We start from the raw sequence: 14,145 nt of genomic DNA on the forward strand, positions 1-14,145 counted from the left end.
AAATCTTTCGAGCGCTCCGCCGCGCGATTGAGGCCCTTCAGCATAGCCGGACAAGCCGATGGACAACAGAATCCTGAACGACCTGATTTTCTGGTTGTACGAGAGCTTGGCGCCACCGCGCCGAAAACTGGTGGCGCAGGTCAAGCGCTATCAGGAAAGATATTCGGGTTTGTCCGACGATGCTTTGCGAAAAGCGACCGACAAGGCGCTGGATGCGATCGAACAGGAACCGAGCAGATCGCGCGTTCTGCGCTGGGTTCGTACAACGGCTTCGCTGTTCTCCTCAAGGCCCGGCGATGGATTGCTCAACGCCATCGCCGCGCTCGCCGAGGTGTTTTCGCGCGCTCCGGCCGATCTGGCAGAGACAGCCGGCGATGCACCCCGGGCACCGATCTTTCTTTTTCCGGAGCAGATATCGGCGGCGATCTCCCTGTTTCTCGGGAACGTCGTCCAAATGGATACCGGCGAGGGCAAGACATATGCGATATTGCCGGCCTCGGTCTGCCTTTTGCGCAAGCACGGCAAGGTCGTCATCATCTCCGCCAATGCCTATCTCGCCGAAAGAGACGCGCGGCGGACACAGAATTTCTGGCAGTTCCTCGGCATCACCGCGGATTTCTACGTCGAAGGATCGGCCCGGACCGCGCTGCGTTCGCAGATCGTCTACACGACACTGAAGGATTTCGTCTTCCTGTCGATGGCGGAAGACACGCAGCGGGCGATCGGCCCGGACGTCATGATTTACGGCGCGGTCATCGTCGATGAGGCGGATGCCGTCTTGATCGACCAGGCCTTCGAGCAGTTCACAACGGTGGCCCAGATCAAGCGCGGCAAGTACGACTGGGAAACGGCCGGACAGGTCGCCATGCGACTGGTCGCGGGCGATCACATAGAGGAAGACTATGCGAAAATGGACGCGACGCTCACGCTCGACGGCGAGCATCTTCTTCGGGAATTCCTGACAAAGCGGGGAATCGCGCCGGAACGCTTCCTCAACTTCAGGCACGCGGTCGAACTCGCATATGTGGGTCTCAAGATGGCCCGACCGGGAGCGCACTATATCGTCATGGGGCGAAGCTTTGTCGCCGTCGATCTGACAACCGGCTTGCTCAATCGCAATCAGCGGCCGGACTGGCTTCGCGCCCTCGAAGGATTGAAATCGGGCGAGGGCACGTCGCCGGTCGAGCTCGACAACACATCCGCGATCCTGACGCTGCGGAGGTTTGCGCATATTTGTGGCTTGTCGGGGACGATCCGTGACGACGCGCTCGAATATGCCCTGGTATATGGCGTCCCCCTTTCGGCGCTTCCACCGAGGAAGGCGAGATACAACACCGTCCCGCAGGACCTCGTATTCGTGTCGAAGCCGGAAGCCCTCGAGGCGGCCTGCGCTCGCATTCTGGCCGATCAGGCGTCCGGCCGTCCCGTGCTCGTCGGCACCCAGGAGGTCGGCGATGCGGAGGAACTATACAGAATGCTCCGCAGCCACGCGCCGCCGGACAAAGGGCACGTTAACCTGCTCACCGGGCGCAACGACTTCGAAACGGCGGAGCTGCTGCGCAATGCGGGCGAGGCGGGCAATATCACCATCTCCACGCAGCTTGCGGGACGTGGCGTCGATATCCGCCTTTCGGATGACGCTCGACGGGCTGGCGGGCTAAGCCTTGTCGGCATAGGACGGCACCGCACGCGTCGCGCCGACCGGCAATTCCTCGGTCGTGCCGGGCGGCAAGGCGATCCGTTCACCGCCATATTCTTCATGTCTTTGGAGGACATGCTTTTCAAGATGGTCGGGGGCCAAGCCATGCGGCCCGTTCTGCATCGCATGGGGATAGAAAGGGGCGAACCGATAGAGCATCCCTGGCTGACGAATGCCATCGCGCTGGCGCAATCCAAGATCGCCTTCAACGAATGGCGCCGGCGTTGGACCGCGATGCAAGTCAGCGACTCGCGCGAGACGATGCGCAAGAGGATGATCGTCTGGTACTCGGCGGTCATGCTCGACGCAAAGGTGCCCGGACCGTTCAATGTGCCTCCGCTGGGATTTCTGCATGCGGTCGCAGACTCGTTTGTGGAATTGCGCATTGCGCCGAGCATCGCGGGACGTCGGACGCTTCGTGGTGCCGACGCCGACGAAATCTATAACCAGCTGCAGCAGGTCGTCGGCGCCGAGGCGATGATGATCGGCGCCGATGTCGAGGGCCGCGACGCCGAGGGCGCGCTCCGCCTTGTCGCGGAGCGTCTCTGCCAGCTCTTGGAACGAAAGGTCGCGGACTATCAAAAGCGCGCCGGCGCCCTTCTCGGCGAATTCCTGAACGCGCCGGCATCGGAATTGACGCAACGCGGCCAGGAGCTAGGACTGATCGCCCGTCGCGGACCTCTGGACTGCGTGCGCGAGGTCTTGAAAGTGGCCTGGATGGATGCGCTCGATGAAGTTAAGCGCCGCACGGCCGTCCTTTTGCACCGGCAAATGGCGACATTGGAATACTATCGCGCCGTCAGCGAGGAGATTTCGGCGATTTCCGAACGATTGCAGCTTCGCCTGACCGAAACGTTGGTGAAGGTCCTGCTCGTCATCGATCGGCCGGAAGGGCTCGACGAGCTCTTCGCGCTCTCGTACCAAATGGTCAACGCAAGTTCGGAAACGCCAAAGCAGCGTCCGCAGGGGCCTCAGGTCCATGCCCTGCTACTGACCTCACATCAACGGCTCGCCCAAGCGGAGCAGACCGAGAATACGAATCGCATCATCGCGGAATTTCTCGACAGTGCGTCGGGCAAATTGTTCGAAGGGGATAAGGAAAGGCGGCGCATCGAACCCAGTCTGCGCGTGTTTCTCGATCAATTCCCCCTGGCCAACCTGCGCAGCGGAACGCAGGTGGTGAAGGCGATCCAGTGGTGGCAGGAGGCTGCGATCGGCCCCAGCGATCGCAGCAAGCGGCAGCGCGTGCTCAATCAATTTCTCCGCTTTCTCGAAGCGCGTCGGCTCATTCCACAGGCACCGCGGGTTCGTCACTTCGTCCGCGATCTCGGTGCCGGCGTGGTTGGGACGCTCGGAAATGTGCGGAAGGCCTCGGCGTTCGGCATTCTCATCTTCTGCGGATTGGCAATTTGGGGGCTTTCAGCGGTGCACTTCGGGCGGCCGCTCGCCGTGCTCACGCCTTGGCTGCACCTGCTCGACACGCTTGTCTTCGGCGGCCTGCTTTCGAATGCCAGCTATGCGGCACCGGCGATATGCGGACTTGCGCTTGCGACGGCATTCATGAACCTGATGCGCTCGCGAGCGACCCCTGAGGACAATCTGCGCCAGCTGGGGATTGTCGTCTGGATTTCGGTCGGCGCGCTTGCCGCATTCATGATTCTGCTGAATGCCACGCCCTGGGACTGGCGCCTCGTTCCGGAGGCGCTGGGATTTATCGTCGTCAATGTCGTCCTTTGCCAGTTGGGACGCCTGGCGCTGTCGACGGCCGCCGACGAGATTGGGATTTCCGGCCTCTACCTCTGGTTTTCCTATTGTTCGCTCCTGTTCGTGGTTCAGGAGGCGCAGGTGGCGGTTTTCCCGCTTTGGGCTGCCGCCGCGATCGCGGGGATTTCGGTGCTCTATGAGCTTCGGACTCGCTGGCTGAGATTTTCGCTGCGCACCAGCTTCGAGCGGACCGTAAGCATAGATTCGATGCAAGCCGAGCTTCTGGAGGGCGATCTCAGCATAACGCCTGGCCGCTCGGCCTTTTTCCATCTTGCGGCCGCCGCCGCCGTCCTTTTGGCGGCGGGACCGCTCCTGAATGCGCTGGACCCGCTCCTTGCCGAGATCGCCATTGCCGGAATTTACTTTCTGGTCGCTTCGTTGCTGATTGGCCTGGGCATTTTTGCGCGCACCAATGTTGCAGTTTGGCGCAAATATCTGCTTCAAAATCGCGAGCAGATCGCGGGCGATACCGATCTGAAAAGCGAGTTACGCCGTGCCCGAATCTATCTGATCGCGCTTGAACTCTTGCTTCTCGCCTTCGTGGTCGTCGCGCTATCGCTGCTCCAGTGGTATATGCGGCTATGGCCCGCTGCTCAGTTGCTCGGGGCCGTTTCGCCTCTTCTTGCAATCGCCGGAGCTGTCGTCCTCTGCGATGCGTGGTCGGTTTCATTGTCGCAGATATATCGCTTCCTGATCAATCGTAACGTCCGGGAGATCGAGCCTTATGAAGCCGCGTCCAGCGCGAACGATGAGGAAGGCTCCAGGCGGGAGCGAATTATGCGTTTCGTCGAGCGCTGGCTCCTTAGCGCTATCGGACTCACCGTTTTCGCCTGGAAGATCTTCGAAGCCATCAGCGAGGCGCTTGATGCGGTTTGGAGCCATCATTAGCAGCAGATAAGAGTCTTCTGCCGAGGTTCCAATCGTTCAAAAATCCGTGCGATAGTTCCAACTCGCCAAGACGGTACGGACATCTGATATGCCGACGAGCAGCGCGGAGCATCTGAAAGCGGCGTCTGCGCATTGGAAAGCGAATAGGCTCGGGGCTGCGCATGCAAGTGTGTGGAGGGCCTACGACGCAGAACCGGAAAGTCGGGCGGCCAAGCATATGCTCGCGCGCTTCCTTCGCGCGAGCCCTAAGTCCATTACAGCGGACCGAGGGCCGGCTCTGCTGCCATTGCTGCGAGACCGCAACGTCGATCCGGACGCCATCGCTTCGGCGGGTTGGCAATGTCTTCTGCGCTTTTATGGCATCTTCCCTGCGGATGTATCGGCCAATCCGGTCGAGACGGCGAAGCATCTCGAAGCCAATGAACTTGTTCTCGAATTGTTGAAGACGGCTATCGTCACGAACCTCGAGGTGGAAGTTCCGCTGACCGGATTGCGCCGTCGGGTGTTGCTGTCCGATGCCTGGCGCGACTTTCCGCTATTGGTCGAGGCATTGACAACGCAGGCAGCGCTCAATGGCGGGACGTGGATTTTCGATAGCGAAGAGCAATCGCGGCTGGAGGCGAGTGGTTCGGCGACGATGGTTCGAACCTATCTGCCCGATCGGCAAAGTGCCAGGTTTCCCGGCCATTTCCGCGAGCCGGTCACATGCCGTCGCCGGACAGTACGAGGCGTGGCCCTATCCGCCGTGGACACGCGTGACGGCGCCGATACCGACGACCGTTCGGGAGGTCGTCAGGCGGTATGATCCCGATGGCCCCGACACCATCTCGCCGCGGGCCGAGATCCTCGTCGCCGGCTGCGGCACCGGGCGCAACGCAGCGCTATGGTCGATGCGTTATCCCGACGCCAGGATTGCGGCGATAGACATCAGCGAAGCGAGTTTGCGGTACGCTGCCGCGCGCTGCGCCGAAGCCGGGTTGGCCGGAATAACGTTCCAAGCGCTCGACCTTCACCGTGTCCGCGAGCTTGGCGTCAAATTCGACGCCATATCGTGCGAGGGCGTGCTGCATCATCTTCCCGATCCGGAAAGGGGTTGGGCCGCGCTCACCGGGGTTCTCAAGCCCGGCGGCGTGATGCATGTGATGGTCTACAGCGAGATCGCACGCCTTCAGGTTCGGGCACTTCGCCGCCATTTGGTCGGGCTCCTCGATCGTGCAGTGGACGACGATCTGCTGCGCGCGATCCCGCTGCCGACAAGCGACTGGTGGAGTTCTGTCTCGCCGCGCCCATGGAGGAGTATCTCTCGGAGGGCGTGCCGCGCGCGCTCGCCAAGCGCGCGTTGGCCGATCGCCTGCCGACGCAGGTGCTCCGCGAGCGCGGCAGAGGTCTTCAGGCCGTCGACTGGCACGAGGGCCTGACGGCGGCGCGGTCCGAAGCGCGCGCGATGGTCGAGCGGATCGCCTCTTCGCGTCCTGTCACGCATCTCCTCGATGTCGCAAGGCTGCAGAGGCTCGTGGACGACTGGCCCACTGGCGGCTGGGAGCGCGACGACGTGGTGCAAGCCTATCGCCTGGCGCTGTTGCGGGGGCTCTCGGTAGGACATTTCTTGACGAAGGCGAGCGGGGCGAATTAGCGACCGCAGCCGTTTCGGCGTCTAGGCGAGCGCGCGCAGGATCGACAGCATCACTTCGATGTCTGGCATCGGGCTGACCGCCGTGATCTGGCCGGGCATGCGCCCCTTGATGCGCGGGTCGGTCTCCGCCCCGACCGAGCCGAGCGGCCCGCGGAACCCATGGTCCTGCCAGGCAATCGTCTGAAGTGCCGGCGACATCATGGCATCGATCAGCCGCTCCGCATCGGGCACCAGCGCAAGCAGCGGATGGGCCGAAAAGACCGTGGGCCTCGGATAAAGCGTGACGGGCTTGGCGGGTCCCGCCGCCGCCTCGACGCGCGACCAGCGATCCGGATCCTGCAGGATCCATTCGACGAGTTGGTTCTCATAGCCGACGACCAGCGGATCGGCGCCGGGGCCGCCGGCGATATAGTCGTCGAAGACCTTGCCGGACGAGTCGGGCTTGTAGCCCATGCCGTGAAAGAGCTCGCCGAGCCTGGGCAGCAGCCCCGCGAGATTGTCGACCGTCGCGACGTCGCCCGTCAGCAGGTTCGCCGCCAGCCCGGCGAACATGAAACCGGAATTGGACTTGTTCGGATCGGTCGAGATCAGGCGGAGCGCGCCGTAGAGATCGGGATGGCCCAGCGTCCGCCATGTTTTGCGCGCCAGGACGGCGTCGATGAGGCCCTTCGCGTCGACATAGTAGTGCTCGTGCTCCTTGGTTGCGAGGCCCGCCCGCGCCAGGGCTTCGGCGTAAGGCGTCCAGGAATAGATGACGATCGGCGAATTGAAGATCACCTGGTCGCGCAGGACCTTCGCGTTCTTGCGCGCGAGCTCGACCAGCGGGCTGGAACTCGGCCACAGGAATTGCGGCTTAGTCCCCAGAAGCTGCGGATCGCGCACCTGGTCGACCGATCCCGCGCGCTCGGCGTCCAGCGCCAGGCCGAAATGGCGCAGCGCAGCGACCGTCTTGGGGTTCTCTATGAACGCCATCTTCTCGCCGCCGGCATAGCCGCGCAGCGTGGTCACGTTTCCCAGCACGCCCCGCAGGGCAGGGCTGTCCTTGAACAGCACGGCAGCGCCGGTAATCGCGACGCTGGTTCCGAGCAAGCCAATTCCCAGGGCGGCACGGCGGCTGACCGTCATACGGTCTTCTCCAGATCCGACTTGAGGGAATCTTTCACGACTTTGAGGCTGAGGTCCAACTCGCTGAGCTCCGGCGCGTCGGCTTCGCCGGCGTATTTTGCTGCGGCCTCGTTCAGCAATGCGATGACGTCGCGCGCCTGTTGCATGCGCTGGGGCGTCGAGCCGGCGCTGCTTTCCAGCACCTGCCAGCCTTCCGCGATGCTGGCGGCGTTCGGCAGGTAGAAGGTGAGGAAGCGGCGGACCGCCATGGCGCGCGAGGTGTCGCCCTGAACATGCGCGACGATCTGGTCGCCGGTCTTCGCCAGCGTCCGCAGCGAGGCCTGCATCGCCGTATCCTTGATCGCCGGTGCGATCCGCTTGATGCGGCCGAGGGCGGCGGTGCCGTCGCCGATCAGGCCGCGCACCGTATCGGACTGCGCCTCCGTCATGGCGTCGAGATTGAGCCCGAAGCCGCTCGGCCGCAGCATGAGCAGCAAGCCGCCGAAGATCGCGAGCGCCACGATCAGGCTGAGCCATAGCGGAAGCCCCAGGACGAGCGCCAGCAGCGGGAAGGCGAGTCCTCCCGCAATGCCCGCGATCAGCGTGGAAGTACCCCGGTCCATGCCCATCAATTGTAGCCGCGCACCGAACGGAAGGCCTGGGTCAAGTCCGCCCGGCCGTCGAACACCCGCGCCCGGGTGAGCGTCGCAAGCTCCTCAAGCTGGCTCTTGTCCGCGTCGCCAAAGGTCACGCCGAAGATCGGCACCTCATGCCCCTCGCCGCGCCAGGCGTCCTCGAATCCGGAATGCTTGTCCGATCTTCCATCGGTCATGATGACGATGGCCGGCAGATATTGCTTGGTCGCGAGGAACGGCTTCATTTCGGCCAGGGCGCGCGCGGCGCAACCATACATGTCCGTACCGTCATTGGCCTGCTGGTTCATGACGTCGGCCAGAAGCTTGGCCTGCGATGCGATCGTGCCGTCTCCCTGGTCGACCTCGCGGACCGTGCCGTCGAACGGGATGATTAGGATACGGTCGTTCGGCGTCCATTGGATGAGGCTGTGCGCCGTCTGCGCCGGATCGAACAGGGTCTGCATCGCGCTCTTCAGCTGGGAGACGCCGTCGCCCTCCATCGATCCGGAGAAGTCCAGGCAAATCGCCGTCAGCGAGGGCCGCCGCAGCACCTCTTGATAGAGCGTGAGTGCGCGCGCGATGACCTTGGCCTCCGGCAGCGCGATGGAGGGAATGACGCGGGAGGGATCGAAATTCCAGTCCTTCTCCGGTGGTGCCGGCTCGGCCATGCCGAGCGCCGTGCGCCGTCCGAAACCCGCGATCTTCGCCTGCACGTCCGCGCTCAGCAGATAGGCCTGCAGCGCCTCGAAGAACGCCTTGGTGTCCTTGTCCTGGCCGTGCTCGACATAGCCCAGCGGCGCATCGGCATAGCTGGTGCCGTCCGCCGGATAGACGGCGTAGAGCAACTCGCCGCCGCGCCGGCGCAGCACGTCGTTGGTCTCCTTCAGCAGCGCCTCGTAGTTCCACATGCCGTCATAGGCGTGTCCGTCGGCCGCCGCGGACAGATAGAGATCCTTGAGCCAGCCCGAGGATCCCGAGGAGCGGGCCACGCCCTTGAGCAGCGCCTTCACCTTGGCGCGGGCGTTGGGATCGTCGAGCGCGCGCGGATCGAGCTGGGCGGGCGTTCCGAACGACGCAGCGAGCATCGCCAGATAGGCCGAGGCGCCCGAATTGGACTGCGTCGCCGACGTCATCAGGAACGTCAGCTTGCCGGCCGAAACGGCGGCCAGGATATCGTCCATGTGCACCGGCTTGCCGATCCAGCCGAGCTCGCGTGCCTTGGCCATGCGCACGCCCAGGATCACGGGGCTGGAGGCGATCGACTTCAGATCCTTGACGCGGCGATGCGCGTCGTAGATTTCGAGCCACAGGCTCGATGCCGGCCACACCGCATCGATGTCGGGAGCGTCACTGCCTTCGAGCATCAGCCCGATGTCGAGAGAGCCCTTGTAATCGATGACACAGGTCACGCGCTGGCTGGCACAGAATTCCCGGACGATGGGTTCGAAGGTCTGCTCCTCGGACCCGGCCACGATGTGGAATGTCCGCTGCGATCCGCCGCAGCCGCCCAGCAGCAGAGCGACCGCCGCCAGTACGAGCCAGGGTTTCATGGCGCGGGCGATTGCGCCAGCGCCGCCTTGAGCGCGGCGGTCTGCCGGTCCATCTCGGTTTCGATCTCGGCGCGCTTGCGACGGCCCTCGGATTGGACCTTCAGCACGCCCTGGATGGTGTCGATCAAGTCCTGGTTGGTCTTCTGCAGCGTGTCGATGTCGACGATGCCGCGCTGCGACTGGGTTTCGATGTCGATCGCCTGGGTCTTCATCATTTCGGACGCCTGCCGGAGCATCGTGTTGGTCGCGTCGGTCACCGTCTTCTGCATTTCCAGCGCCTCCTGCTGGCGCGTCAGACCGAGCAGCAGAACCATCTTCTGCTTCCACGCCGGCACGGTCAGCGTGACCGAGGCCTGCAGGCTCTCGATCAGCGTGGTGTCGCCGCTCTGGACAATCCGGATTTGCGGCATCTGCTGGATGGCGATCTGACGCGCCTGCTGCAGATAGAGTATGCGCTTCTCCAGCCGGTCGAGCGACTGGAGGGCATCCTGGTATTGCTGCGCGGCCATCACGTCGGTGGTCGTGTTGCCCGAACGGCCTTTGGCCCCGGTTTCGAGATCAGCGATCGGGCCCTTGCGGTATTCGTCGGCGAACGCCTTGCCGGCGGCGATATAGGCGTCGAGGCCGGCGATCGAATCCTTCGTCTGGTCGTGCAACCCGTCGAGCATCGTCACGTCGCGCCGCAGGATGTCGATCCGCCGCTCAAGCTCCACTGTGATGTGGTCGATCTGCGCCGCGACCGTCTCGAAGCGCGACTGGAAGCGGAATATCCGGCGCCGCAGGCCGCCGAACAGGCGCGTGAAGACATCTTGCTTTTGCAGCTGCGCCGGATCCAGGCCCTTGGCTTTCGCGATGATGTCCGACAGCAGCGCGCCTGTATCGCCCAACTCGCGATTCTTGGTCTGCGCCAAGATCCTGTCAGCAAAGCCCGCGACCTCGTTTTGCGCCCGTTCACCGAACGCGGTGATCTGCGCGGTGTCGGCGATATTGATGCCCGACTTGATGGCGGCGACGCGTGTGGGATCGGCCACGACGGCCGGCAAGCTGGCGTCGATCGACTGGGCTTCGCTCATATGTGATTCCCCTGTGGCCGCGTCTTGTTCCAGCCTCGGTGCGACACGATTGTGACGTTCCAAGCAACCCGCATCTCCAGAAGGTGAGGATGCGCATGTCCGACTGCAAGGGAAACAGGAGAGGTTCTACGATCGAAACACGGGGCCGGTCGCGGGCCATCGACGCTATCCTATTGATATATTTTTTAATATCCGGATTTATGACAATCTTTTCCGCGGCCAAGGCGCTCGCGGCGGCCCAGGGGCGTGGGAAATTCGTCACCCTTCGCCAATTTCCTGTGGGGCGCGCTCAACTTGAGCATCGGCATATTTCTGTTGTCGCGGCATCCGATTGCTATCGGGCTGAACGATGATGTCCTCGCGCTGACGGCGGGAGTCCTGGTGCTCGGACCTATGTGTCCATCCATTTCGGCAGGGTCCGAAACGATCGAAGCGATGGCGCGGTCGAACCTTGAACTTGCTCCGCCGCGGCGGCCGGCGGGCTGCTCGGTGCGTATGTCTATTCCGACCAGTAGATCGATACGGGTACGTCGCTCTGATGCAGCACCGCGCGCACGGGCTGCAGCAGGGCGTCGTGTCCGGCCAGGGCGCGCTTGTACGCCGCCAGCTTCGCCTCGCCCCGGATCAGCAGGACGATCCAGCGCGCGTCCAGGATCGCGCGCAGCGTCAGTGTCAGGCGTTCGCCCATCGCGGTGACGTTCGGCGGGTTCACCGCGCGCACCAGGGCGGGATCGTGCCTGTCCAGGGCCTGCGCCAGTCCCTCGGAGCCCGGAATGAGCGACGCGGTATGACCATCCGTGCCCATTCCCAGCAGCACGACGTCGAAGGGCCGCGGCATCGCCGCGACCGCGGCATCGACATCGGCCTGCGCCGCGCGCGCCGTTTCGTGGCGTGTCTTGAACGGCACCAGACGGGCCGCGGCGGCCTTGTCCCGCAACAGGCGCGTGCGCGCGAGGTGCTCGTTGCTGCGATCCGTCGTCGGCTCGGTCCAGCGCTCGTCCGAAAGGGTGATCTCGATGTCCTTCCAGGGCACATCGCGCATCGCCAACACGTCGTAGAAATCGCCCGGCGTCGTTCCGCCCGAGATGACGAAGCCCGCGCGTCCGCTGCACTCCACGCCGCCGGTCAGGCGCGACGCAATCTCGCCCGCCAGGGCGTGGTGAAGATCTTCCGCACGATGGAATCCGACGAAAGATGGCCTCGTCGTATAGGCCGTCGCATCACTCATACCAGCTATGTCCATTGCGTTCGGCCAGGGCGATGGCCGATGACGGGCCCCAGCTTCCGGCGGCGTAGGGCGCGGGCGGCGTGCCTTGCCGCTGCCAGCCCGCGACGATGTCGTCGATCCATGTCCACGCCGCTTCCGCCTCGTCGCGGCGCACGAACAGCGTGCTGTTGCCGTTGAGCGCCTCCAGCAGCAGCCGCTCATAGGCGATGCGCCGCCGTGTGCGCTTGAACGTATCGCTCAGGCTCAGGTTCAGTCCCAGCGGCCGCAGCCGCATCTGTTCGAGATCCGGCGTCTTGTTCATCAGCAGAAGCGCGATCTCTTCCTCCGGCTGCAGGCGGATCGTCAGCCGGTTCGCCAGCAGCTCGTTGCCCGGGAAGATCGAGTGCGGCACCTCGCGGAACTGGATCACGATCTCGGAGCGGCGGCGCGGCAGGCGCTTGCCGGTGCGCAGATAGAACGGCACGCCGGCCCAGCGCCAATTGTCGATATTGGCCTGGATCGCGACGAAGGTTTCGGTGCCGCTGGCGCGTCCGCCGGCCTCGTCGGCATAGCCTTTGACTTCGCGGCCTTCTGCGAAGCCCGCTTCGTACTGGCCGCGCACCGCCCGCTTGGCGATGTCGCGGTTGTCGATCGGGCGCAGCGAACGCAGCACCTTCACCTTCTCATTGCGCACCGAATCCGGATCGAGGTTGGCCGGCGGCTCCATCGCCACAAGACACAGCAGCTGGAGAAGATGGTTCTGCACCATGTCGCGTACCGCGCCATACTCGTCGTAATAGAACCAGCGGTCCTCGACGCCCACAGTCTCGGCGACGGTGATCTGCACCTGCTCGATGCTGACCTTGTTCCACAAGGGCTCGAACAGCGTGTTGGCGAAGCGCAGCGCCAGCAGATTCTGCACCGCTTCCTTGCCGAGATAGTGGTCGATGCGGAAGATGTTTTCCTCGGCGAAGGTCTGCGCCAGCGAGTCGTTGATCGCGCGGCAGCTTTGCAGGTCGCGCCCGATTGGTTTTTCGACGACCACGCGGCTGCGCGGCCCCGCGAGCCCTGCGCTCTTCAGATTGCCGCAGATCGCGCTGTAAAGGCTGGGCGACGTTGACAGATAGAACAGGCTGTTGCCGGTTTCGCCCAGCACATCGCGCAGATTCGCGAACGAGGCGGCGTCCGTCGCATCGACCGCCGCGTGCCGCAGGCGCCTGCTGAGCCCTTCCCATGCCGTATCGCTGTAACGATCGCCGGAACGGTCTCTGACCCATTCCCGCACCCGCGCGGCGAAGGCTTCGTGCGTCAGCGCGGAGCGGGAACAGCCTATGATCGCCAGATCGTCCGGCAGCAGTCCTTCGGACTGCAGGAAATAGAGCGACGGGAACAGCATGCGCTGCGCCAGGTCGCCGGTAGCACCGAAGATCGCGATGGCGCGGCTTTGAGCCATCAGCAGACCCTTGCGCCGTCGATCCAGGTTTCCAGAACGCTGAGCGCGTCGTCCATCACGGCGAAATTGGCCCGCTGCCCGGTTGCGATCGTGCCCATTTCCTTGCCAAGCCCAAGAAAAGCCGCCGGGTTCCGGCCGGCCATGCCGACCGCCCCCGCGAGATCAACGTCCATCAGCGTCATAGCGTTGCGCACCGCGCCCGCCATGTCGAGATCGCAGCCCGCCAGCGTGCCGTCCGGCGCGATGCAGACCCCGTCCTTCACCGTGATCGTACGGCCCTGGAGCGTGAACGTCTTGGCCGCAGCGCCCACGCTCGGCATCGCGTCGGTGACCAGCATCAGCTTGTCCAGGCCCTTGCAGGCCAGCGCGATCCGCAGCGCCGCGGGATCGACGTGACGGCCGTCTGCGATGATGCCGCACCAGCTCGCCTTGTCGTCCAGCGCCGCGCCGACCGTTCCGGGCTGGCGCGCGCGCAACGGCGACATCGCGTTGAACAGATGCGTGAAGCCCGTGAGCCCATGGTCCAGCGCGGCGCGGATCTGACCGTAAGCCGCGTCCGTATGTCCCGCCGATACGATCACGCCCGCCTTGGTCAGCGCCGCGATCATATCGGGCGTGGTCTGCTCGGGCGCCAGCGTGACCAGTGTCTTGCCGCGCTTGAACGACGTGAGCAGATCGAAAGCCTCCCTGTCCAGCGCGCGGAAATTCGCCGCGTCATGGATGCCCTTGCGCTCGGGATTGAGGAACGGTCCCTCGATATGGATGCCGAGCACGCCCGGCACGCCTTCCCGCATCGCCGCGTCGACGGCGGCAATGGCGGATCGGATGAGCGCCAGATCGCCGCTGATCAACGTCGGCAGGAAACCGGTCGTGCCGAATTGCGCATGCGCCTGCGCGATGATCCGCAGCGTCTCGACATTCGGCGCGTCGCCGAACAGAACGCCGCCGCCGCCGTTCACCTGGACGTCGATGAAGCCCGCCAGAAGCAGACGGCCGCCCAGATCGTGGCTGGCTGCATCGGCCGGCATGTCGTTCGGCCGCACGACGCCGGCGATGCGGCCGTCCTCGATCACCACCGCGCGCTCCGCGAGCGCGCCGCGGTCCGTCATCACCCGGCCGTTGGTCAAAGCGGTTCGCAT

At 64.2% G+C, this 14,145-nt stretch carries 11 protein-coding genes; 3 read left to right on the top strand and 8 right to left on the bottom strand.

Translation table 11 applies throughout. The annotated features are described in order from the left end of the window. The first annotated feature begins 58 nt into the window (after positions 1-58). Both WDN01_02205 and WDN01_02210 read left to right on the top strand, forming a co-directional pair. Entirely contained in the window at positions 59-4,351 is a 4,293-nt protein-coding gene (locus WDN01_02205; protein MEJ0024815.1) for a DEAD/DEAH box helicase, read from the top strand. Between the two features lie 217 nt (positions 4,352-4,568). Next, positions 4,569-5,156, top strand: a complete 588-nt coding sequence (locus tag WDN01_02210) for a hypothetical protein (GenBank protein MEJ0024816.1) — start codon at positions 4,569-4,571, stop codon at positions 5,154-5,156. Positions 5,157-5,232: 76 nt separating this feature from the next. Here WDN01_02210 and WDN01_02215 read toward each other — a convergent pair whose 3' ends face one another. Further along, positions 5,233-5,544 (bottom strand): hypothetical protein, encoded by a 312-nt coding sequence (locus tag WDN01_02215; protein ID MEJ0024817.1) that lies wholly within the window; start codon positions 5,542-5,544, stop codon positions 5,233-5,235. On the opposite strand from WDN01_02215, the gene WDN01_02220 reads away from it, so the two are divergent. After that, a complete protein-coding gene (locus tag WDN01_02220; protein ID MEJ0024818.1) occupies positions 5,445-5,984 on the top strand; it encodes an asparagine synthase-related protein in 540 nt (179 codons plus the stop codon). The two genes, WDN01_02215 and WDN01_02220, sit on opposite strands and share 100 nt — an antisense overlap. Before the next feature lie 21 nt (positions 5,985-6,005). Here WDN01_02220 and WDN01_02225 read toward each other — a convergent pair whose 3' ends face one another. The 7 genes from WDN01_02225 to nagA all read right to left on the bottom strand — a co-directional run bounded on the left by WDN01_02225 (position 6,006) and on the right by nagA (position 14,145). Continuing rightward, positions 6,006-7,109 carry a hypothetical protein gene (locus WDN01_02225; GenBank protein MEJ0024819.1) on the bottom strand — a complete coding sequence of 368 codons (1,104 nt, stop codon included), beginning with the start codon at positions 7,107-7,109 and terminating at the stop codon, positions 6,006-6,008. Further along, on the bottom strand, positions 7,106-7,711 hold the full coding sequence (locus WDN01_02230) for a 5-bromo-4-chloroindolyl phosphate hydrolysis family protein (GenBank protein MEJ0024820.1): 606 nt from the start codon (positions 7,709-7,711) through the stop codon (positions 7,106-7,108). Before WDN01_02230 ends, WDN01_02225 begins: the two co-directional genes overlap by 4 nt. 5 nt (positions 7,712-7,716) lie before the next feature. Continuing rightward, entirely contained in the window at positions 7,717-9,273 is a 1,557-nt protein-coding gene (locus WDN01_02235; GenBank protein ID MEJ0024821.1) for a substrate-binding domain-containing protein, read from the bottom strand. Next, positions 9,270-10,346, bottom strand: coding sequence for a toxic anion resistance protein (locus tag WDN01_02240; protein ID MEJ0024822.1), 1,077 nt, complete (start codon positions 10,344-10,346; stop codon positions 9,270-9,272). Before WDN01_02240 ends, WDN01_02235 begins: the two co-directional genes overlap by 4 nt. A gap of 499 nt (positions 10,347-10,845) precedes the next feature. Beyond that, complete coding sequence (gene pgl / locus WDN01_02245) at positions 10,846-11,574, bottom strand: 6-phosphogluconolactonase (GenBank protein ID MEJ0024823.1); 729 nt, start codon at positions 11,572-11,574, stop codon at positions 10,846-10,848. After that, positions 11,567-13,006 (bottom strand): glucose-6-phosphate dehydrogenase, encoded by a 1,440-nt coding sequence (gene zwf, locus WDN01_02250; GenBank protein MEJ0024824.1) that lies wholly within the window; start codon positions 13,004-13,006, stop codon positions 11,567-11,569. The genes pgl and zwf overlap by 8 nt, the downstream gene beginning before the upstream one ends. Further along, positions 13,006-14,145: an N-acetylglucosamine-6-phosphate deacetylase gene (gene nagA / locus WDN01_02255; GenBank protein ID MEJ0024825.1), complete on the bottom strand. Its 1,140-nt coding sequence runs from the start codon at positions 14,143-14,145 to the stop codon at positions 13,006-13,008. Before nagA ends, zwf begins: the two co-directional genes overlap by 1 nt.

Source organism: Rhizomicrobium sp. (assembly GCA_037200985.1).
Lineage (GTDB): Bacteria > Pseudomonadota > Alphaproteobacteria > Micropepsales > Micropepsaceae > Rhizomicrobium.

Coding starts and splice junctions, on each gene's coding strand:
- WDN01_02205 (MEJ0024815.1), top strand. CDS start 59: ATGGACAACAGAATCCTGAACGACCTGATTTTCTGGTTGTACGAGAGC.
- WDN01_02210 (MEJ0024816.1), top strand. CDS start 4,569: ATGCTCGCGCGCTTCCTTCGCGCGAGCCCTAAGTCCATTACAGCGGAC.
- WDN01_02215 (MEJ0024817.1), bottom strand. CDS start 5,544: ATGGCGGCGAAGTGCCCGAACCTGAAGGCGTGCGATCTCGCTGTAGAC.
- WDN01_02225 (MEJ0024819.1), bottom strand. CDS start 7,109: ATGACGGTCAGCCGCCGTGCCGCCCTGGGAATTGGCTTGCTCGGAACC.
- WDN01_02230 (MEJ0024820.1), bottom strand. CDS start 7,711: ATGGACCGGGGTACTTCCACGCTGATCGCGGGCATTGCGGGAGGACTC.
- WDN01_02235 (MEJ0024821.1), bottom strand. CDS start 9,273: ATGAAACCCTGGCTCGTACTGGCGGCGGTCGCTCTGCTGCTGGGCGGC.
- WDN01_02240 (MEJ0024822.1), bottom strand. CDS start 10,346: ATGAGCGAAGCCCAGTCGATCGACGCCAGCTTGCCGGCCGTCGTGGCC.
- pgl (MEJ0024823.1), bottom strand. CDS start 11,574: ATGAGTGATGCGACGGCCTATACGACGAGGCCATCTTTCGTCGGATTC.
- zwf (MEJ0024824.1), bottom strand. CDS start 13,006: ATGGCTCAAAGCCGCGCCATCGCGATCTTCGGTGCTACCGGCGACCTG.
- nagA (MEJ0024825.1), bottom strand. CDS start 14,145: ATGCGAACCGCTTTGACCAACGGCCGGGTGATGACGGACCGCGGCGCG.